Below are 19,327 nucleotides of genomic sequence, written 5' to 3'. Positions count from 1 at the left end.
AACCCTCCGGGCTCATGCTTATACCACCCTGGCGCGATGATCAGATTCTGGATGGAAAAGAAGTGGGTACAGCTCTCCACGCTGGCGGCCCTGTTGGTCCTGGCCGTGTACTATTGGGGCTGGGCCTTCGACTTCGGCTACAAGTTCGACTGGAGCGTGCTGTTCACGGTCAACGAGACCTACGGCGAGCACTACGGCCTGCTCATGCTCAAGGGCGTGTGCTGGACCGTGGTCCTGTCCCTGGTCAGCGCCTTCCTGTCCCTGGGCCTGGGCGTGATGGCGGGGCTGGGCCGGGTCTCCGTGTTCAAGCCCGTGTACTGGCTGTCCACGGCCTACGTGGAGCTGTTCCGCAACACGCCGCTCTTGGTGCAACTCCTGTTCTGGTATTTCGCCTTCCCCCAGGCCCTGCCCGAGGCGGGCCGGGAGTGGATATTCGGCCTGGGCTTCGGGTTCCAGGACCTGATGCCCGGGTGGATGGCCTTCATGCTGCCGCCCTGGCTGAAGGAGATGAACTTCGGCTTCGAGTTCCTGACTGCGGTCATCAGCCTGTCCACCTACACGGGCTCCTTCATGGCCGAGGTCATCCGCGCGGGCCTGCAGTCCATCCCCAAGGGCCTCCTGGAGGCCGCGTATTCCAGCGGCCTGACCTACGCCCAGGTGCTCTCGCGCATCATCCTGCCCATTTCCTTCAGGGCCATCATCCCGCCGCTGGGCAGCGAGTTCCTGAACAACATGAAGAACTCGTCCCTGGCCATATTCGTGGGCGTGGCCGAGCTGACCTGGTCCTCCCAGCAGGTGGAGTCCATGACCTTCCGGGGCTTCGAGGCCGCCACCGCCGCCTCGGTCCTGTACCTGACCCTGTCCCTGGGCATCTCGGCGCTCCTGAACACCGTGAACATCCGCCTGCGCATCGGCGGGGGCAACCGGGGCCTGGGCGAACGCATGGTCAACGGGGTGCTGGACCCCGTGAGCCGCACCTGCCGCACGGCCACGCGCCCGGCCCGCCGCGCCCTGCGCCGCGCCTCGGCCCGACGCCGCCAGCGCCGGGCCATGAGCTATTCCCCGGCCCGGGCCGCCTTGAACAAGGCCGTGGCCCTGGCCGTGAAGTCCGTGATCCTGGGGATCAAGGCCCTGTTCGTGCTCAGCCTGGCCTACGTGGCCTACCGGGCCGTGATGGGCGTCATCGGCTTCAACTGGGACGTGATCCTCGACAATTTCAAGCTCATGCTCTACTGGCGCTTCCCGTCCGACGACCCCAGCGACGTGCTGGCCGGCGTGGGCGGGCTGTCAATGGCCGTGCTCATGGCGGTCATCGCCATCACCTGCAGCTTTCCCCTGGGCCTGCTCGCCGGCCTGGGCCGCACCTCCCGCAACCTACTCTGGAAGGTGCCCAGCGTGGTCTACATCGAGGTCATCCGCGGCAACCCGCTGATCATGGTCATCTTCTGGGTCTACTTCTTCATTCCCGTGCTCACGGGTGCCTATCTGCACGTGTTCTGGAGCGCCACCATCGCGCTGACCGTGTTCACGGGCGCGTACCTGGGAGAGATCGTGCGCGCGGGCATCGAGAACCTGCCCCCGGGCCAGTTCGAGGCCGCCTATTCCACGGGCCTGTCCTACTGCCAGACCATGCGCCGCGTGATCCTGCCCCAGGCGCTGAAGCAGATGATCCCGCCCATCGTGGGGCAGTTCATCGCCATCTTCAAGGACACCTCCCTGGCCTACGTGCTGGGCGTCATGGAGCTGACCAACGTGACCATGGTCCTCAACAACCGGATCATGATCTATCCCATCGAGCTCTACACGGCCGCGGCCTTCCTGTACTTCGTGTGCTGCTACGCCATGAGCGGCTACGCCAGGCATCTGGAAAACCGCCTGTCGCCGGAAAAAGCCCGGCTGGCCATGTAAGGAGGGCCCATGCCCGCGATCCGCATTCTCGTCACCGGCGGCACCCTGGACAAGGAATACAACCAGCTGGACGGCGAACTGGTCTTCACCGAGACGCATCTGGCGGAAATCCTGGCCCAGGCCAAGTGCACCGTGCCCGTGGAGATCGAGACCGTGATGCTCAAGGACAGCCTGCACTTCGTGGAGGAGGACCGGCGGCTGGTGCTCGAACGCTGCCGGGCCGCGTCCGAGGAGCGCATCGTCGTCACCCACGGCACGGACACCATGGACCGCACCGCGCACCTCCTGGGCCGCGAGCTCGCGGGCAAGACCGCGGTGCTTCTCGGGGCCATGGTCCCGTACTCCTTCGTCAAGTCCGACGCCCTGTTCAACCTGGGCTGCGCCTTCAGCGCGGTGCAGCTCCTGCCCCCGGGCGTGTACATCACCATGAACGGCAAGATCTTCGCCTGGGACAACGTGCGCAAGAACAAGGCCAAGGGCGAGTTCGAGACCCTGGGCTGAGCCCCGTGGCGGGCGCGTTTTCCCACGGATGAATCCCGCATAGGTCCGCGCCCCAATCCGGGCTCGGCCGGGGCTGTCTTCGCGGCCGCGTCCGCTCCGGTGTTACGGGATCGTTTCGCGACCGCCATATTATTCTGTAAAATCTCCTGCCATTTCAGCGTTCTGAATCCTGTCCTGCAAATGTCACCCATTCTCATTCCCCCTGTCACCGACCTGTAACAGGGCGTTTCTATACCCCTCGTCAGCGCCGCTTGAGCGTCGCAGATTTCCGAAACCCATTTGGAGGAAGATGATGAGGATCAAAAACGTATTTCTGGCCGCCGTCATGGTTCTGGCCTTCGCCCTGACCGCCCAGGCCTCTAGCCTGACCGTCAAGGGTTCCACCACCGTGCTGCCCATCATGCAGAAGGCCGTGGAGGCCTACATGAAGGCCAACCCCGACATGTCCATCTCCGTGTCCGGCGGCGGTTCCGGCAACGGCATCAAGGCCATCATCGACGGCTCCACCGACATTGCCATGGCCTCCCGCTTCATGAAGGACAAGGAAGTGAAGCTGGCCATGGAGCGCGGCGTGTACCCCGTGCCCTTCGCCGTGGGCATCGACGCCCTGGTGCCCATCGTGCATCCTTCCAACTCCGTGTCCGGCCTGACCAGCGCCCAGCTCAAGGACATCTACATGGGCAAGGTCACCAACTGGAAGGAAGTGGGCGGCCCCGACAAGCAGATCGTCGTGGTCTCCCGCGACACCTCCTCGGGCACCTACGAGACCTGGGAAGGCAAGATCATGAAGAAGGAGCGCGTGTACGCCGGCGCCCTGCTGCAGGCCTCCAACGGCGCCGTGGTGCAGGTCGTGTCCAAGAACAAGTACGCCATCGGCTACATCGGCTACGGCTATCTGGACGCCAGCACCAAGGCCCTGAGCGTGGACGGCATCGAGGGCAACCCCGACACCGCCGCCTCCGGCAAGTACCCCATTTCCCGCTTCCTCTACATCTTCACCAACGGCTGGCCCAAGGGCGACCTAGCCAAGTTCGTGATGTACCTGATCAACCCCAAGCAGGGCCAGGTGCACGCCAAGGAAGCCGGCTACGTGCCGCTGTACTAGGCTGACGGCTGCGACCGCCCACGCGGCGGATGACTGAAGCGACCCCGCCGTCCGCCCCGCGCGGGCGGCGGGTCCAACGCGTCTTTCGCGGCCCCAGGGGCCGCAACGGAGAAACCATCCACATGCTCGACAGAAAAAACAAGGAACGGTTGATCAAGACGGCATTCCTGGTCACGGCCGGGACGTCCATCCTGATTCTCTTCCTGATCATGGTCTTCCTGTTCATGGAGGGCCTGCCCATCTTCGAGAAGTACCCGGTGCTGCGCTTTTTGTTCGGCAACGACTGGTACCCCACGGCCGAGCCGCCGGATTTCGGCATCTTCCCCCTGCTTATGGGCTCGGTGGCCGTCACGGCCCTGTCATCGTTCATCGCCATCCCCCTGGGCGTGATGACGGCCATCTACCTGGCCGAGATAGCCAAGCCCCGCGTGCGCAGCTGGGTCAAGCCCGTGGTCGAGCTGCTGGCGGCCCTGCCCTCGGTGGTCATCGGCTTCTTCGGCATGGTGGTGGTGGCCCCGTTCCTCCAGGAGACCTTCGACCTGGCCACGGGCCTGAACCTCTTGAACGCCTCGCTGATGCTGGCCTTCATGTCCGTGCCCACCATCTGCTCCATCTCCGAGGACGCCATCTTCAGCGTGCCCGGCGAGCTCAAGGAGGCCTCCCTGGCCCTGGGCGCCACCCACTGGGAGACCATCTTCAAGGTCATCCTGCCGGCCAGTCTGTCGGGCATCTCCACGGGCGTGATCCTGGGCATGTCCCGGGCCATCGGCGAGACCATGGTGGTGCTCATGGTGGCGGGCGGCGCGGCCATGATTCCGGGGTCCATCTTCGCCCCGGTGCGGCCCATGCCCGCGTCCATCGCAGCGGAGATGGCCGAGGCCCCGTTCAGGGGCGACCATTACTACGCCCTGTTCGCCACGGGCATGGTCCTGTTCGTCTTCACCATGCTCTTCAACATCCTGGCCGACCACGTGGCCGAGAAGCACAAGCAGGTGGGCGCGGCCACCCTGTAGCCGCACCGCCTGGAGCGTCACCATGAACACCATCGGAGAAACCACCATGGACGGGGCTCAAGCCACCATGAGCATAGTCGAGGACACGCGCACCCAGAGCACTCTGGGCAACCGGGGCGCCGTGGAAAAGGTCATGTTCGGCCTGTTCCGGGCGGCCTCGGGCGTCAACGGCCTGGCCCTGGCCGTGATCTGCATCTTCCTGTTCTACAACGGCCTGCCCGCCATCAGCTGGGAATTCCTGACCCAGGCCCCGCGCGACTCCATGACCGCGGGCGGCATCTGGCCCTGCATCGCGGGCACTTTCCTCTTGTCCTTCGGGGCCATGCTCGTGGCCTTCCCTTTGGGCGTGGCCTCGGCCATCTACCTCAACGAATACGCCACCAACCCCAAGCTCGTGCGCATCATCCGCCTGGGCATCAACAACCTGGCGGGCGTGCCCTCGGTGGTCTTCGGCCTGTTCGGCCTGGCCTTTTTCGTGACCTTCCTGCACATGGGCGTGTCCATCCTGGCGGGCATCCTGACCCTGGGGGCCCTGACCCTGCCGGTGATCATCGGCACGGCCGAGGAGGCCCTCAGAAGCGTCCCGGACACCTACCGCGAGGCTTCCCTGGGCCTGGGGGCCACCAAGTGGCAGACCGTGCAGCGCGTGGTCCTGCCCGCTGCCATGCCCGGCATGCTCACCGGCGCCATCCTGGGCCTGTCCCGGGCCGCCGGGGAGACCGCGGCCATCATGTTCACGGCCGCCGTGTTCTTCACGCCCAAGATGCCCGACTCCATCTTCAGCGACGTCATGGCCCTGCCGTACCACATCTACGTGCTGGCCACGGCGGGCACGGAAATCGAGGCCACTAGGCCCCTGCAGTACGGCACCGCCCTGGTGCTCATCGCCCTGGTCCTGGGCATGAACATCGTGGCCATCTGGCTGCGCGCCAGGCTCCAGAAGAAGCTCTAGCCGCTTCGAAAACATGGATTTTGTTCCGGCCCGGGACGCGCAGCGCGTCCCGGGCCGCGTTGCGTCCGGGGGAGGGCGTGACGGCCAGGTTACGGCTCTATAGATTTTCTAGAAAAAATCATCGCATTCGTTTACAGGCAGGGGGATTTTACCTATGCTTCGGACGAACCCTGGGCCAGATCACCCCCCGGGCACGCTCCAGGTTGGAGCCGGCAGTTCCCAGTCCCCGCCAACGTCCAATACAAGGGAAGCCGCCAATCGATGACCCAGATACGCAAGAATTATGTCGTCGATACCAATGTCCTCATCGAAAACCCCAACAGCATCCTGAGTCTCAAGAACGGCAACGACAACAACATCTACATCCCCTACCACGTCCTCATCGAACTCAATACGCTGAAGACGAACCCGCGCCTGAGGCACATCGTGGCCAAGGTCATCGACGTGCTCCTGGAGAACCGGGAAAACATCCATTTCATCCGCAACGATTCCAGCATCTCCAAGTTCACCGAGGAGATAGTCGACAACTTCATCCTCAAGGAAATCCAGGCCAGCGCGGACATCAGCGACCCCATCCTGGTGACCAACGACCGCATCCTGCAGCTGCAGGCGTCCCTGGCCAACATCTCCAGCGAGGAGTTCAAGGACTCCAGGCCCTTCGAGTCCGAATCCCAGCAGTACACGGGGTTCTGCGAGAACGGTGCCGAGCCCATGCCCAACAGCTTCGCCTGGCTGGACGGCAAGCCCGTGATCCACGGGCCGGACGGGCCGCGAATGGTCTCCTACACCCATACCCCCTGGGGCATCCGGCCCCGCACCGTATACCAGAACCTGGCCCTGGAGCTGATGAACAGCCCGGGGGTGGACATCGTGTCCGTGCAGAGCGAGGCCGGGTTCGGCAAGACCTTCCTGGCCCTGGCCACGGCCTTCTACCAGACCCTGGAGAAGCACAACTTCCAGAAGATCTACGTGGTCAAGCCGACCATCGAGCTGGGCGCCAAGATGGGCTACCTGCCCGGGGCCATCGAGGAGAAGATGGAGCCCTACGTGCGCTACATCCTGGACCTGGTGCTCAAACTGCATTCCCAGCGCCCGGCCAACAAGCTCTTCGTGGACCCCGAGGCCCACGCGCCCAAGTACAACAACAAGAAGCTGGAGATCCTGCCCCTGGCCTTCATCCGGGGCATGAACATCGAGAACGCCTTCGTCATCGTGGACGAATGCCAGAACCTTTCGCGCAACGAGGTGCGCAGCCTGCTCACGCGCATGGGCGAGGGGGTCAAGTGCGTCTGCCTGGGCGACACCAGGCAGGTGGACAACCCCTATCTCAACGAATCCAACAACGGGTTGAACTGGATCGTGCGCAAGTTCAAGGGCCAGTCCAACTACGCCCACATCGTGCTCAAGGGCGACCGTTCGCGCGGGCCCATCACCGACCTGGTGTTGAAGACCAAATTGTAGTCCTCCTCATGCCTTGGGGGCTGCGGCCCCCTCCCGGACAGGGGCGTCGGCCGGGCCGGCGCCCCTGTTCCCGTCATTCCCATCGCCGCGAATATCGTATAGGGTCCGGTTCCGGGCCGGCCGTCACAGAATTGTAACCTAGTTGTAATATTGCACCCGGGCGCGTGCCCGTGGCCGCGGCCTCAGCCTTGTCAATCCGGTTCTTTCGGCTCCTGCAAGGACACAACGCATGGATTTGTTCGATCTGTTTTTTTTCCTGTCCCTGGGGGCGGGATTTCTCATGGCCTTCAACCTGGGGGCCAACGACGTGGCCAACTCCATGGCCTCGGCCGTGGGGGCCCGCGCCATCACCGTCAAGCAGGCGGTGTTCATCGCGGGTAGCCTGAATTTCGTGGGCGCGGTGTTTCTGGGCTCCCACGTCACGGCCACGGTGAGCAAGGGCATCATCAATCCCGACATGATCGCGGATCCGCAGATCATCCTGCTGGGCATGTTCGCCTCGCTCATGGCCGCGTCGTGCTGGGTGCTGGTGGCGACGCTCACGGCCCTTCCCGTGTCCAGCACCCATTCCATAGTGGGCGCCATCCTCGGCTTCGGCATCGTGGCGGGCGGGCCCTCGGTGGTCAACTGGATGAAGCTCGGGGGCGTGGTCCTGTCCTGGTTCATCTCGCCGTTCCTGGCCGCGGGCATCGCCTTCGTGATCTTCACGCAGATCAGGCGCAACATCTTTTTGCAGAGCAATTTTCTTGAGCAGGCCAGGAAGTGGGGACCGCGCTGGATCGCCCTGACCATGGTCCTGGTGGGCTTCTCGTTCCTGTTCAAGACTCCGGTGGGCAAGCAGCTGTCGCTTGCCTGGTACGAGACCCTGGCCCTCATCGGGCTGTTGGCGGCGGGCGCCTGGGTGGTGGGCGCGCGCATGACCTACGGCCTGTCCATGCGGGTGGAGGAGAGCGCCGAGGGCGTGGAGGCCATCTTCCGCAAGATGCAGATCTTCACGTCCTGCTACGTGGCCCTGTCCCAGGGGGCCAACGATGTGGCCAACGCCATCGGCCCCATCGCGGCCATCTACGTGCTGGCCAAGCAGGGGGCCTTCCTGGCCAAGGCCGAGGTGCCCATTTGGCTCCTGGCCCTGGGCGGGGCGGGCATCGCCCTGGGCATCTGCCTTCTGGGGCACAAGGTCATGCGGACCGTGGGCGAGAAGATCACGACCCTGACCAATACGCGAGGGTTCGCCGTGGACTTCGCGGCGGCCACCACGGTGCTCGTGGCCTCCAAACTGGGATTGCCGGTCTCCACGACCCATGCCGCCGTGGGAGCGGTCACGGGCGTGGGCCTGGCGCGCGGTTTCAAGGCGGTGGATTTCACAGTGTTGGGGCATATCGTGGTCTACTGGTTGTTGACCGTGCCCATAGCGGCGTTGACGTCCATTGTGTTCTTCAAGATTTTGACGTGGACAATCGGGTAACATTGGTGGATTCTGCGGGTGGAAAAGGAGAGACAGCATGAGGTTGCCCTTTTTTGGTATTTTGGCTGACCGGAGCCCCCTCGACGGGCTGGTGGAGCATTACACGAAGATCAACGAGTGCGTTGACGTGATCAGGGAGAGCCTGGAGTGCTATGTGGCGGGCGGGGCCTGCCGCGATTTCGTCGAGCTCGTGAAACAGGTGGACGAGATCGAGAACCAGGCCGACCTCATCAAGCGGCGCATCCGCAACCATCTTCCGCGCGGGCTGTTCATGCCCGTGGATAAGAACCTGTTCCTGCAATACACCAAGGCGCAGGACAACGTGCTGGACGAGGCCCAGGAGGCCATGCAGTGGCTGGCCATGCGCGCCGTGGAGGTGCCCGCCGAGTTCCAGAAGACCATCATCGCCATGCTGGAGGAGGTGGACACCATCTCCGAGATGCTGGGCGAGGCCTTGAAGGCCACCCTGGGGCTGGTGAATATCGAGCACCTGGACCGGCGCGGCACCAAGGACAAGTTCTGGTCCATCCGCCGCAAGCGTAGCCGGATCTTCAAGATGAAGAACCAGTTGTGCAGCGACATCTACAAGACGGACATGGACTTCAAGGACATCTACCAGCTCATCCACTTCGTGGAGAAGCTGGACGGCATGGCCCACAACACCGAGAACTGCGCGGACATCCTGCGCTCCATGATCGCGCGCTGACCCGCGCCGCACAGGACGAACGAACGCCCCCCGCCGCAAGGCCGGGGGGCGTTTTTTTATCGGTTCCGCGTGCGTGGGGATCAGCCCGCCGGGGCCTCGGCCGCCATTTCGAGCAGTTCGCCGAGGATGGATTCGGCCGTGGCCATGAGCCCGGGGCAGATGGTCTTGGCGGCGTCGCGCTTGGCCGCGATCTTGTCCTCGCGGGTCAGGGCCAGGTCCTGGCCCGTGAGCGCGGAGCACTGGATGGAGCCGTGGCGGGCCGCGAACTCGTCCGTGAAGCGGCGCACCAGGGTGTACGTCGCGCGCCTGGCCTTCTGGTCGAAGGGGTCCTCGGGGGCGTGCGCCAGGCCGATGACCGCGACGGCCCCCGTGACCGCACCGCAGGGGCCGCCCATGCCGCCGATGCCGCCGCCGAAGCAGCTCATGGCGCGGCGCAGCTCGGCCGTGGGCAGGCCCAGGCGTTCGGCGAACAGCGTGGCCACGGCCTCGGAGCAGGACATGCCCTTGAGCAGGCGGGCGGCGGATTCACAGGGAGCGGGGACGTGATTCATTGGAAGTTCTCCTGAATGAGTGGGGTAGAGGATCAGCCGAAGAGTCGAATGAGCATGATGTCCAGGGTGTCGTGTATGTGGTCCCAGCCTTCGTCGGAGCGCAGGTCCGCGCCGCCCATGCTGCCGCGGCGCATGGAGGCCACCAGCAGGTGGTTTACGGCCCCGGCCACGAGGGTCAGGACCATGGCCGCGTCCAGGGAGTGGGGCGCGCTCCGGCCCAGGCGGTCAAGAAGCTCCAGGGCCATGCGCTCGCGCCGCGCGTTGACGATGTCCGTGAGCTCGTTGCGTTCCACCATCTCCCAGGCCAGGATTTCGATGGACTGGGGCCGGGCCAGGATGGCCCTGGTGAAGTTGCGGAAATACCGGGACAGGAGCTTGGCCGGTGGGCAGGGGGAGGGCAGGTCCCCGGTGCCCTGGAGGAGTTCCTCCACCGGGGGCCAGAACTCCTCGCTGCGGGCGTAGGCGCTGACCAGCTCCTGCAGCCCGCCGAAATATCTGTAGATGAGGACCTTGTCCACGCCCGCGTCGCGGGCGATGTTGTTCACGCCGAGCGCCCGGAAGCCCTCGCTGGCCAGGATGCGGCCCACCGAGGCCACGAGCCTGCGTTCGGTTTCCTTCCTGTTGTTACATCGCGCCTTGGTGGCCATCGCTCCTCCCGTGCTTTCCGTCACTGGTTGGTGACACAAGCCCGGGTGGCTGTCAATGCCCCGGCGGAACAAAGAAAACGGGGCCTGCGGCGCGCGCCGCGGGCCCCGTGGGGGAATGCGGTCTAGAAGCGTTCGTAGTTGTGCTTCACGCTCACGCCTTCGGCGATGAAGATGGCGGTCTCGGCCACGTTGGTGGACAGGTCGCCCACGCGCTCCAGGCAGCGGGTGGCCAGGATGGTGTTCACCGCGCGGCGCACGCCCGTGACCTCGGTGACCATGTCGTCCATGGTCTTCTTGAGGATGCGCACGTTGAGGTCGTCGGCCTTGTGGTCCATGCGGCAGACCTCGGCGGCCTTGTCCGGATCCTCCTCCTTGAGGGCCTCCAGGGACAGGCGCAGCATGTCCTGGGCCACCTGCACCATCTCCTCCAGCATGGGGCTCACGGGAACCTCGGGCAGCTTGGAGAGGAAGATGGTCTTCTCCGCGATGTTCACGGCCTCGTCGCCGATGCGCTCCAGGTCGATGACCACCCGGCGCGCGCCGGTGATGAAGCGCAGGTCGCGGGCCACGGGCTGCTCGCGGGCGAGCAGCAGCAGGCTGTACTCGTCGATCTCAAGCTCGATGCGGTTGACCTCGACGTCCTTCTCGATGACCTGTTCGGCCAGGTCCACGTCCTTGGTGAGCAGGGCCTTGCAGGCGTCCTGCACGGCGCGCTCCGCATAGGCCGCCATGTGCAGGACCTTCATCCTCAGTTCTTCGATTTGTTTGTGAAACTGCCTTTCCATGATGGTCTCCTACCCGAAACGGCCGGTAATATAGTCCTCGGTCTGCCTGTTCTTCGGCCGAGTGAAAAGGGTCTCCGTGGCGTCCGCCTCCACGAGTTCGCCCATGTAGAAGAAGGCCGTGACGTCGGACACGCGCGCGGCCTGCTGCATGTTGTGGGTCACGATGATGATGGTCAGCGCGTCCTTGAGCTCGTGGATCAGCTCCTCGATCTTCTGCGTGGCGATGGGGTCCAGGGCGCTGGCGGGCTCGTCCATGAGCAGCACTTCGGGCTGCACGGCCAGGGCCCGCGCGATGCACAGGCGCTGCTGCTGGCCGCCGGACAGGCCCAGGGCGGACTCGTGCAGCCGGTCCTTGACCTCGTCGAACAGGGCGCCCTGCCTGAGGCTCTCCTCCACGCGCTCGGCGATGGCGGTCTTGTCCCGCCAGCCGTTGACGCGCAGGCCGTAGGCCACGTTCTCGAAGATGGTCTTGGGGAAGGGGTTGGGCTTCTGGAAGACCATGCCCACGCGCCGGCGCAGGTCCACCACGTCCAGCTTGGGGGAATAGATGTCCTCGGTGTCCAGGCTGACCTTGCCCTCCACACGGGTCCCGGCGATGAGGTCGTTCATGCGGTTCAGGCACCGCAGGAAGGTGCTCTTGCCGCAGCCCGACGGGCCGATGAGGGCCGTGACCTTGCATTCCTCGAAGGCTAGGCTGATGCCCTTCAAGGCCTTGAAGTCCCCGTAGAAGAAGTCGAGGTGCTCAGCCGACATTTTGTGTGCGTGCATGTCGTCGTCCGTATCTTTGCCTGACGGGCCGGAGCCCGTGGTTGAGGGACCGCGCCGCGCGTGACCGCGATGCGACCCGTTGTGCAACCGCCCGGTGCGGGGCCCTAGAGGTTCGTGGGCACGTCGCCCCCGGCGCCCGCCGAGGGCATGGTGAACTGGAAGATGGACCCCGTGTCCGCGTCGTGCCTGTTCTCGGCCCAGATGCGGCCGCCCAGGCGCTCGACGATGTGCTTGCAGATGGCCAGGCCCAGGCCCGTGGAGCCCGAGGACCCGCTGCGCGTGCGGTGTTTCTCCACGCGGTAGAAGCGTTCGAATATCCTCGTGGCGTCCTCCTTGGGGATGCCCGGGCCCTGGTCGCTGACGGCGAAGGTGGCCGTTCCCTGGTCCAGGCGGTAGTCCACGGACACGTCCGAATTCTCGGGACCGTACTTCACGGCGTTTTCGATCAGGTTACGAAAGACCTGCACCAGGCGGTCGAAATCCGCCATCACGGGCACCCCTTCCTCGGGCAGGGTGGAGGACAGGGCGATGCCCTTGGCCTCGGCCAGGGGCTCGCAGGCCCGGAAGGCCTCCATGAGCGCCTCGGCCGCGTTGATGCGGGTCGGGGAGAACTGCTGGGCCCCGCTCTCCAGGCGCGACAGGGACAGGAGGTCCTCCACCATCTTGGTCATGTGGTCCGCGTTCTTGAGGATGATCTCCAGGAATTTGAGGCTGGCCTGCGGGTCCAGCTCCTGGTTGGTGATCAGCGTCTCGGAGTAGCCCTTGATGGTGGTCAGCGGCGTGCGCAGCTCGTGGGACACGTTGGCCACGAAGTCCCGGCGGATGCGCTCCAGGCGCTTGAGCTCGCTGATGTCGTGGAACACGATGATGGCGCCCAGGGACGAGTCCGAGGCGTCCAGGCGCACGATGGTCACGTCGTAGATGCGGTTGGGCTCGGGCTCGATCTGCAGGGCCCAGATGGTGCGCTCGGGCTCCTCGGCCGGGGACAGGGCCAGGTCGCAGGTGTCCTGCAGCTCGGGCGAGAGCACGATCTCCAGGGGCCTGCGGCCGGTGTACTGTGTGGCGTCGGGGAAGATGCGGGCCAGGGCGGAGTTGACCTTCACGATGTGGCCCTTGTCGTCCAGGACCATCAGGCCCTCGCGCATGCCGTTCAGGATGCCCTCCACCTCGCCGGCCTGCTCGGAGATGGTGGCGATCTGCGAGGCGATGGACGCGGCCATGTTGTTGATGGCCTTGGCCAGGGGTTCGAATTCCGTGCCCGGATAGAAGCGCAGGCGCTTCTTGTAGTCGCCCTCGCCGATGGCCTTGGCCACGGCGCTCATCTCGGCCATGGAGCGGCTTACGCTGCGCGAGAGGATCACCGAGAGCACGAAGGCCAGACCCAGGGCCAGGCCGAAGACCAGGAGAAAATTGTTCTGCAGCCGCTCAAGGCGGCTCTTGATGTCCGAGGAGGGCAGGGACAGGCGCAGGAACCCCTTGGGCACGCCCGCCAGGCTGTCCACTCGCGTGGCCGCGTAGATCAGCTCCTTGCCCAGGGTGGCGCTGTAGCGGATGCTGATGCCGTATTCCCCTTCCTCGGCCTGGAGGATCTCGGGGCGCTGGCCGTGGTTGTCCAGGTCCGGCACGCGGGCGTAGGACACGTGGGAGTCCGCCAGGACCCTGCCGCCCGTGTTGACGTAGGTGATGCGCGCATCCAGGCGGCTGCCCAGGATCGTGAGCCAGTTCTGTAGGTCCCGTTCGTTCTCGAAGGAACCGTGTTCGGCGATGAGCAGGGAGGCCAGGCGCAGTTCGCGCACGGCCCCGGCCTCGGCGTCGTCCAGGATCTCGTCCCGGAACAGCTGCCGGGCGTAGAAGGTCGGCAGGAGCAGCGCCAGGCCGATGACTACGACGAAGGCCAGCAGAAGCCGTGTCCTGAAGGTCATGAACGAGGGCATGGTTATTCCTTGAACCGGTAGCCGACGCCGCGCACGGTCTCCACGAGCTGGGCGTGGTCGCCGAGCTTCTGGCGCAGCCTTCTGACGTGGGTGTCCACGGTGCGGGCGTAGCCCTCGAACTCGTAGCCCCAGACCGTGGTCAGGAGCTGGTCGCGGGTGCGCACCCGGGGGCTGGACTTGATGAGTTCGGCCAGGAGCTTGAACTCCGTGGCCGTGAGCACGATCTCCTCCTCGTCGGCGAAGACCTTGTGGGCCTCCAGGTCGATGCTCAGGCCGTCGCGCTGCAGGGTGGAGCGCACGGGGGCGGGCCCGCCGGCGCGGCGCAGCACCGCGCGCACCCTGAGCATCAGTTCGCGGAAGCTGAAGGGTTTGACCACGTAGTCGTCGGCGCCCAGTTCCAGGCCCACGATGCGGTCAACCTCCTCGCTGCGCGCCGTGAGCATGATCACGGGGGTCTGCGCGGTCTCGGCGTCCCTTTTCAGTTCCTTGCAGATATCGAATCCGTCCATGCCCGGCAGCATCAGGTCCAGGAGGACCAGGTCCGGGCGCAGTCGCCTGGCCATGGCCAGGCCTTCCAGCCCGTTCATGGAGGTGTGGACCTCGAACCCGGCGGACTCGAAATTGAATTGCAGCAGTTGCAGGATGTCTTCGTCGTCTTCGACGATCAGGATGCTTTCCTTGCTCATGTCTTCTCCATGGCGACCGCCTTGGCCCGTCGCGTTTGTGCCGTGCTATACACACCTGCCCTGTGACGGGAGTATTGTTGCCGGGTTACAACTGGGTGACATTTCTCAAGAGCAAGGACAACCACCTTGAATGGTTGACTTTGCCAGGTTCATCAAATTGTAAAGAACAGCGGGCGGGCTCAGGCCGAGAGCAGTTCCCGGGCCAGGGCCTCGCCCTGCGGGCCGCCTCCGGCCATGCGCGAGAGCTCGGCGAACACGTCGCTTTCTTCCAGGCGCGCGCAGTTCACGGAGGTGGCCTCGCCGGCCACGTCCTTGCGGATCTGGAAATGGCGGTCCGCCAGGGCCGCGAGTTGCGGCCAATGGGTGATGAGCACCACCTGCTGCCGGGAGGAGAGGTCCGTGACGCGGCGGCCCACGGCGGTGAGCGTCAGGCCGCCGATGCCCGCGTCCACCTCGTCGAAGATCAGGGTGGGCAGCGACTCGCGGGTCATGAGCCCCACCAGGGCCAGGAGAAAACGTGACAATTCGCCGCCGGACGCGATCTTGTCCAGGGGCTGGGGCGGCTGGCCCGGGTTGGGCACCCAGAGCATGCGCGCCCGGTCCTCGAACAGCCCCGGGTGCACCTCCTGGGGCGTGAACTCGAAGCGCATCTGCACGGACTTGTCGAAGCCAAGGCCCTTGAGGTCCCCGGCCAGGCTTTCGGCGAGCCGGCCGGCGGCCTCGCGCCGGGCCGCGCCCAGGGCCGAGAGCAGCGAGTCGAGCTCGGCGGCCAACTCCTCCTCGCGGCGGGCCAGGCGCTTTTCGTCCAGGGCGCAGGAATCCAGGAAGGACAGGTTTTCCTCGATCTCCGCGCGGAAATCCACGATCTCGCCCAGGGAGCGGTTCAGCTTGCGCCGGAGTTGGGCCAGCTCGTACAGCCGCGCCTCGACCTTCTCGGGGTCGTAGCCGCCCCCGGCGTCGGACTCGGCCGAGCGCAGACGCCTGTCCAGTTCGCCCAGGCGCAGGCGGAACTCCTCCCAGGCCTCGGCCTCGGCGGCCCAGTCCTCGTCCAGGGAGGCCAGGGCCTCCAGGGCGCGCACCAGGGCGACGGAGCGGTCCAGGAGCCCCTCGCCCTGGCCGTGCAGGGCCTCCAGGGCGTCGGCGGCGGCCTCCTGGGCCCGGGCGGCGTCCTTGTGGGCCTTGCGGGCCTCCATGAGGCGCTCCTCCTCCCCGGCCTGGGGGTCCACCTTGGCGATTTCCTTGGCCTGGTATTCCAGATACTCGCGCCGGGCCGTGAGGTCGCGGATCTTGTCCGCCAGCTCGCCGCGCTCGGCGGCCACGGCGCGCAGGTCCGCGAGCAGGGATTCGCGGCGCTCCAGGAGCGCCGGGTCGGGCAGGAAGCGGTCCAGGATGCGGGCCTGGTAGGCCGGGGATAGCAGGCGCTGCTGCCCGTGCTGGCTGGTGTGCCAGATCAGGCGCTGGCGCAGGTCCTGCACCGCGTTCTGGGAACTCAGGGAATCGTTGACGAACAGGCGGCTGCGGCCCGTGTCTCCGGCCAGTTCGCGGCGGATGACCAGCTCCTCGCCGTCCTGCACGAAGAGGCCCTCCACCACGGCCTTGCCCGTGGGGTCGCGGACCATGGAGGATTCCAGCTTGTCGCCGAGCAGGAAATTCAGGGAGCGCAGGATGAAGCTCTTGCCCGCGCCGGTCTCGCCCGTGAGCACGTTCAGGCCCGGGGCCAGCTCCAGTTCCAGATCCTCGATGAGGGCGAGGTTGCGTATCCTGAGCAGTTCCAGCATGGCCGGACTCTAGCCCAGCCCCAGGACCGACGCAAGCAACCCTCGCAACGCGCTGAAAACGGCCCGTCTGCTTCGTTGCTTCGGCTGGAACGGACCCTCATGTATTGGGATACGCATCGGTCCCGTTCCAGCCTTGCGCCTCGCATCCGAACGGTTTTGAGCGCTTTGCGAGGGCCAGGGTGGGGTCCGGGCATGAGGATAGCCCCCTCCTCGTCGGGTGGATGAGGAGAGGTCCGGTTCGTTTCGGTTTCGGCCTTGCAGACGGGGCCTTTTCAGCGCTTTGCGAAGGCCAGGCTGAGGCCCAGGGCCATGAGCACCGATCCGCCCACGCGGTTCAGGGTCCGGCCCGCCCCGGGCCGCCGGCGCAGGCGCGCGGCCAGAACCCCGGCGGTGAGGCCCACCAGGGAGAAGCAGATCCAGGTCAGGACGATGAAGGTCGCGCCGAGCACCGCCATCTGCACGGCCGGGTGCGCGCCGCCCTGGCGGATGAACTGCGGGAAAAAGGCCAGGAAGAAGATGGCCACCTTGGGGTTCAGGATGTTGGCCAACACGGACTGGCGGAACACGGCCCGGGCGGGCTTGCCCGCGTCCGCGCCGTCCTGCGCACCCTGGTCCGGCGCGGGCGCGCGGAACATGCACAGGCCCAGGTAGAGCAGGTAGGCCGCGCCCGCGTACTTGACCACGGCGAAGGCCGTGGCCGAGGAGGCCACCAGGGCCGAGACCCCGAGGATGGCCGCGGTCACGTGCACGATGTTGCCCAGGCTGAAGCCCGCGGCGGCGGCCAGGGCCGCCCCGCGCCCCTGGGCCGCGCCCCGGGTCATGACGTAGATGATGTCCGGCCCTGGCGCGAAGATCAGGGCCAGGGACGCGCCGCAGAACACGAGCATCTGCTCCGGGCTCATGCCGCGCCTCCGGCGGCCAGCAGGGCGATCCTGGCCAGGGTGTCCAGTTCCTCGGAAAAGGCCGCCGCCTCCAGGGGCGCGGCCCCGCGCACCACCAGGCCGTGGTTGCCCATGAACACGGCGCGGTGCGTCGCCGCCGCCCGGCCCACGGCTTGGGCCAATTCCTCGCCGCCCGGGGGCAGGGCCTCGATCTCCGTGAGCTCGGCCTGGTACATGGCCGCCTCGAACAGGGGCAGGTCCACCCGCGCCTTACCGCTGCGCAGGGCGTGGGCCAACAGGTGCGGCGGGTGGGTGTGCACCACGGCCCGGGCCTCGGGCGCGTTGCGGTAGACCTCCAGATGCGCCCCGGCCTCGGTGGAGGGGCGGTCCAGGCCCAGCACCCGGCCCGTGGCGATGTCCATGAGCGTCAGGTCCCCGGGGGCCAGGAAGCCCTTGGCCGCGCCCGAGCGGGTGATGACCATGGTCTCGCCCAGGCGCACGGACACGTTGCCGTTGAACCCGGAAAACAGGCCGCGTCGCCAGCCCATGGCGCAGGCCTCGCGGATCTCCTCGGCCACGGAGGCGGGGATGTCCCGGCCCCAGTCCCGGGCGCGGGGGCATTCGTTGCCAGCGGACTTGATGTCCACCACCGGGGTGCCGTCCAGGACCTCCAGGTGGTCCACTCCCAGGCGCGTGCCGTCCACGAAGGTCAGGCGGCAGCGGTGCAGGCCGATGGGATTGGGCCGGTCCGGGGAGCGGGTGTTGAACACGCCCCGCTTGGGGATGTTCTCGTCCCCCCTGGGATGCACCTGCATGTAATGGCGTCCGGCCTCGTGCAGCCAGGTGAAGAGCAGCACGTCCTGGCCGGGGGTGAGCGTGTGCATGGCCTCGGCGAACGCCGGGTCGATCTCCACCACGGCCTCGGGCGCGCCCTCGCTGTACTGCTTGGGGCACTGCTCGCGACTGGTGAGGGGCGAGCGCACGCGGCCCAGGATGGTCAGTTCCCTGTTCACGGCTGTTTCTCCTTGGCGCGGAAATGGTCGAAACCCGCGTCCGGTGCGGGTTCGTTGTTCAGGATCAGGCCCGGGCGGTCCGTGACCGCGCCGATGACGAGGGTCTCCGGCAGCGCGCTGGCGAGGGCGTCCGCGGCCTCGGGGGGCGCGGCGGCCAGGAGGGCGTAGTCCTCGCCGCCCAGATAGGCGAAGCGCGCCGGGTCCTGCCCGGTCTCGGCGCACCAGACCGGGATTTCGGGGTCCAGGGCCTGTTCGGCAATCTCCAGCCGGGCCCCCAGGCCCGGGCCCAGCAGCCGGGGCAGGTCCTGGGCCAGCCCGTCGGACACGTCCATGCAGCCCGTGGCGCCCGCTTCGGCCAGACGCAGTCCCTCGGCCACCCTGGGCCGGGGCCTGAGGTGCGCGGCCGCGCAGCGCGGCAGGCGGCGCGCCGCCGCGGGGCCAATGCCCTCCAGGGCCTGGAGTCCGGCGCGGGCCTGGCCCAGCCCGCCTACCGCGAGCAGGGCGTCGCCCGGGCGCGCCGTGCGCGTGAGCACTCGGCCCGTGGGCCCGGGCTCGCCCCAGATGGTCAGGCACAGGCCCAGCATGGGCGCCTTGGACAGGTCCCCGCCCGTGAGGGCCAGACCGTGTTCCCGGGCTAGCGCGGCCATGCCCGCGAACAGGCCGTCCCAGAACGTTTCGTCCTGGCCCGCGCCGCCTGGCGGGACCATCAGCCCCAGGCTGAAGCCCAGGGGGCGGCAGCCCATGGCCGCGATGTCCGAGACGTTCACGGCCAGGGCCTTGTGGCCGATGGCCTCGGCCGGGAAGTAGGACCGGCGGAAATGCACGTCCTCCAGGAACAGGTCCGTGGACAGGACCAGGTTTCCGGAGCAGGCTAGGCGCGCGCAGTCGTCGCCCCGGGACAGGGGCGTGTGCGGGTGCGCCAGGGGGAAGTGGCGGTCCACGAGGCGCAGGAATTCCTGCTCCGAGGCCGGGGAACGGGTGGGCATGCGGTCTCCTTGCTGTTGGCCGGGCGCGGCCAAGGGCACGGTAAACGATATCCCCGGGGAAGAAAACCGTCCGCCAAGGAGCAGGAACCGGAGGGTCACACGATCGCCACGCCCCCGGGATAGTTTGCCGTTTTAGCGGCCGGTTCCGAGGCGTTTAGCCGAATATCCTTGAATGGCGGGCATGATG

General features: G+C 66.5%; 18 protein-coding genes. 8 read left to right on the top strand and 10 right to left on the bottom strand.

Annotated elements, in window-relative coordinates:
• The first annotated feature begins 36 nt into the window (after window positions 1-36).
• The 8 genes from ACYYG1_RS14370 to ACYYG1_RS14335 all read left to right on the top strand — a co-directional run bounded on the left by ACYYG1_RS14370 (window position 37) and on the right by ACYYG1_RS14335 (window position 9,111).
• Complete coding sequence (locus ACYYG1_RS14370; protein WP_461211021.1) at window positions 37-1,908, top strand: amino acid ABC transporter permease; 1,872 nt, start codon at window positions 37-39, stop codon at window positions 1,906-1,908.
• 9 nt (window positions 1,909-1,917) lie between these two features.
• Window positions 1,918-2,409, top strand: a complete 492-nt coding sequence (locus tag ACYYG1_RS14365) for an asparaginase domain-containing protein (protein WP_461211020.1) — start codon at window positions 1,918-1,920, stop codon at window positions 2,407-2,409.
• A 289-nt stretch (window positions 2,410-2,698) separates the two neighbouring features.
• A complete protein-coding gene (locus tag ACYYG1_RS14360) occupies window positions 2,699-3,514 on the top strand; it encodes a PstS family phosphate ABC transporter substrate-binding protein (protein WP_461211019.1) in 816 nt (271 codons plus the stop codon).
• A 122-nt stretch (window positions 3,515-3,636) separates the two neighbouring features.
• Window positions 3,637-4,527 (top strand): phosphate ABC transporter permease subunit PstC, encoded by an 891-nt coding sequence (pstC, locus tag ACYYG1_RS14355; RefSeq protein ID WP_461211018.1) that lies wholly within the window; start codon window positions 3,637-3,639, stop codon window positions 4,525-4,527.
• Between the two features lie 133 nt (window positions 4,528-4,660).
• Window positions 4,661-5,479: a phosphate ABC transporter permease PstA gene (pstA, locus tag ACYYG1_RS14350; RefSeq protein ID WP_461211031.1), complete on the top strand. Its 819-nt coding sequence runs from the start codon at window positions 4,661-4,663 to the stop codon at window positions 5,477-5,479.
• 261 nt (window positions 5,480-5,740) lie between these two features.
• Window positions 5,741-6,940, top strand: a complete 1,200-nt coding sequence (locus tag ACYYG1_RS14345) for a PhoH family protein (protein ID WP_461211017.1) — start codon at window positions 5,741-5,743, stop codon at window positions 6,938-6,940.
• Window positions 6,941-7,169: 229 nt separating this feature from the next.
• Window positions 7,170-8,405, top strand: a complete 1,236-nt coding sequence (locus ACYYG1_RS14340; RefSeq protein ID WP_461211016.1) for an inorganic phosphate transporter — start codon at window positions 7,170-7,172, stop codon at window positions 8,403-8,405.
• Between the two features lie 37 nt (window positions 8,406-8,442).
• A complete protein-coding gene (locus ACYYG1_RS14335) occupies window positions 8,443-9,111 on the top strand; it encodes a DUF47 domain-containing protein (protein WP_461211015.1) in 669 nt (222 codons plus the stop codon).
• An 80-nt stretch (window positions 9,112-9,191) separates the two neighbouring features.
• On the opposite strand, the gene ACYYG1_RS14330 is transcribed toward ACYYG1_RS14335, so the two are convergent.
• The 10 genes from ACYYG1_RS14330 to thiL form a co-directional block, all read right to left on the bottom strand.
• Entirely contained in the window at window positions 9,192-9,662 is a 471-nt protein-coding gene (locus ACYYG1_RS14330; protein ID WP_461211014.1) for a C-GCAxxG-C-C family protein, read from the bottom strand.
• Window positions 9,663-9,694: 32 nt separating this feature from the next.
• On the bottom strand, window positions 9,695-10,309 hold the full coding sequence (locus ACYYG1_RS14325) for a TetR/AcrR family transcriptional regulator (protein ID WP_461211013.1): 615 nt from the start codon (window positions 10,307-10,309) through the stop codon (window positions 9,695-9,697).
• A 122-nt stretch (window positions 10,310-10,431) separates the two neighbouring features.
• Complete coding sequence (gene phoU / locus ACYYG1_RS14320; protein WP_461211012.1) at window positions 10,432-11,094, bottom strand: phosphate signaling complex protein PhoU; 663 nt, start codon at window positions 11,092-11,094, stop codon at window positions 10,432-10,434.
• A gap of 9 nt (window positions 11,095-11,103) precedes the next feature.
• Window positions 11,104-11,862 (bottom strand): phosphate ABC transporter ATP-binding protein PstB, encoded by a 759-nt coding sequence (gene pstB / locus ACYYG1_RS14315; protein WP_461211011.1) that lies wholly within the window; start codon window positions 11,860-11,862, stop codon window positions 11,104-11,106.
• Window positions 11,863-11,966: 104 nt separating this feature from the next.
• Window positions 11,967-13,796 (bottom strand): ATP-binding protein, encoded by a 1,830-nt coding sequence (locus tag ACYYG1_RS14310; protein ID WP_461211010.1) that lies wholly within the window; start codon window positions 13,794-13,796, stop codon window positions 11,967-11,969.
• A 2-nt stretch (window positions 13,797-13,798) separates the two neighbouring features.
• Window positions 13,799-14,482 (bottom strand): response regulator, encoded by a 684-nt coding sequence (locus ACYYG1_RS14305; RefSeq protein ID WP_461211009.1) that lies wholly within the window; start codon window positions 14,480-14,482, stop codon window positions 13,799-13,801.
• 179 nt (window positions 14,483-14,661) lie between these two features.
• Window positions 14,662-16,260, bottom strand: coding sequence for a DNA repair protein RecN (locus ACYYG1_RS14300; RefSeq protein ID WP_461211008.1), 1,599 nt, complete (start codon window positions 16,258-16,260; stop codon window positions 14,662-14,664).
• A 272-nt stretch (window positions 16,261-16,532) separates the two neighbouring features.
• Entirely contained in the window at window positions 16,533-17,162 is a 630-nt protein-coding gene (locus ACYYG1_RS14295) for a LysE family translocator (protein ID WP_461211007.1), read from the bottom strand.
• Complete coding sequence (gene tsaA / locus ACYYG1_RS14290) at window positions 17,159-18,154, bottom strand: tRNA (N6-threonylcarbamoyladenosine(37)-N6)-methyltransferase TrmO (RefSeq protein WP_461211006.1); 996 nt, start codon at window positions 18,152-18,154, stop codon at window positions 17,159-17,161. Before tsaA ends, ACYYG1_RS14295 begins: the two co-directional genes overlap by 4 nt.
• Window positions 18,151-19,140 carry a thiamine-phosphate kinase gene (gene thiL / locus ACYYG1_RS14285; RefSeq protein WP_461211005.1) on the bottom strand — a complete coding sequence of 330 codons (990 nt, stop codon included), beginning with the start codon at window positions 19,138-19,140 and terminating at the stop codon, window positions 18,151-18,153. The genes tsaA and thiL overlap by 4 nt, the downstream gene beginning before the upstream one ends.
• Window positions 19,141-19,327 lie beyond the last annotated feature (187 nt).

This window comes from Desulfocurvus sp. DL1XJH-121, from assembly GCF_054819825.1.
Note: the sequence above shows the minus strand (reverse complement) of the source record. Positions and strands in the feature narration are given on the sequence as shown.

Excerpts from the sequence above, each read along its gene's own strand:
- pstB (WP_461211011.1), bottom strand. The coding sequence starts at position 11,862 with ATGCACGCACACAAAATGTCGGCTGAGCACCTCGACTTCTTCTACGGG.
- pstC (WP_461211018.1), top strand. The coding sequence starts at position 3,637 with ATGCTCGACAGAAAAAACAAGGAACGGTTGATCAAGACGGCATTCCTG.
- ACYYG1_RS14310 (WP_461211010.1), bottom strand. The coding sequence starts at position 13,796 with ATGCCCTCGTTCATGACCTTCAGGACACGGCTTCTGCTGGCCTTCGTC.
- pstA (WP_461211031.1), top strand. The coding sequence starts at position 4,661 with ATGTTCGGCCTGTTCCGGGCGGCCTCGGGCGTCAACGGCCTGGCCCTG.
- ACYYG1_RS14365 (WP_461211020.1), top strand. The coding sequence starts at position 1,918 with ATGCCCGCGATCCGCATTCTCGTCACCGGCGGCACCCTGGACAAGGAA.
- ACYYG1_RS14360 (WP_461211019.1), top strand. The coding sequence starts at position 2,699 with ATGATGAGGATCAAAAACGTATTTCTGGCCGCCGTCATGGTTCTGGCC.
- ACYYG1_RS14305 (WP_461211009.1), bottom strand. The coding sequence starts at position 14,482 with ATGAGCAAGGAAAGCATCCTGATCGTCGAAGACGACGAAGACATCCTG.
- thiL (WP_461211005.1), bottom strand. The coding sequence starts at position 19,140 with ATGCCCACCCGTTCCCCGGCCTCGGAGCAGGAATTCCTGCGCCTCGTG.
- ACYYG1_RS14335 (WP_461211015.1), top strand. The coding sequence starts at position 8,443 with ATGAGGTTGCCCTTTTTTGGTATTTTGGCTGACCGGAGCCCCCTCGAC.
- ACYYG1_RS14325 (WP_461211013.1), bottom strand. The coding sequence starts at position 10,309 with ATGGCCACCAAGGCGCGATGTAACAACAGGAAGGAAACCGAACGCAGG.
- ACYYG1_RS14295 (WP_461211007.1), bottom strand. The coding sequence starts at position 17,162 with ATGAGCCCGGAGCAGATGCTCGTGTTCTGCGGCGCGTCCCTGGCCCTG.
- ACYYG1_RS14345 (WP_461211017.1), top strand. The coding sequence starts at position 5,741 with ATGACCCAGATACGCAAGAATTATGTCGTCGATACCAATGTCCTCATC.
- ACYYG1_RS14330 (WP_461211014.1), bottom strand. The coding sequence starts at position 9,662 with ATGAATCACGTCCCCGCTCCCTGTGAATCCGCCGCCCGCCTGCTCAAG.
- phoU (WP_461211012.1), bottom strand. The coding sequence starts at position 11,094 with ATGGAAAGGCAGTTTCACAAACAAATCGAAGAACTGAGGATGAAGGTC.
- ACYYG1_RS14340 (WP_461211016.1), top strand. The coding sequence starts at position 7,170 with ATGGATTTGTTCGATCTGTTTTTTTTCCTGTCCCTGGGGGCGGGATTT.
- ACYYG1_RS14370 (WP_461211021.1), top strand. The coding sequence starts at position 37 with ATGATCAGATTCTGGATGGAAAAGAAGTGGGTACAGCTCTCCACGCTG.
- ACYYG1_RS14300 (WP_461211008.1), bottom strand. The coding sequence starts at position 16,260 with ATGCTGGAACTGCTCAGGATACGCAACCTCGCCCTCATCGAGGATCTG.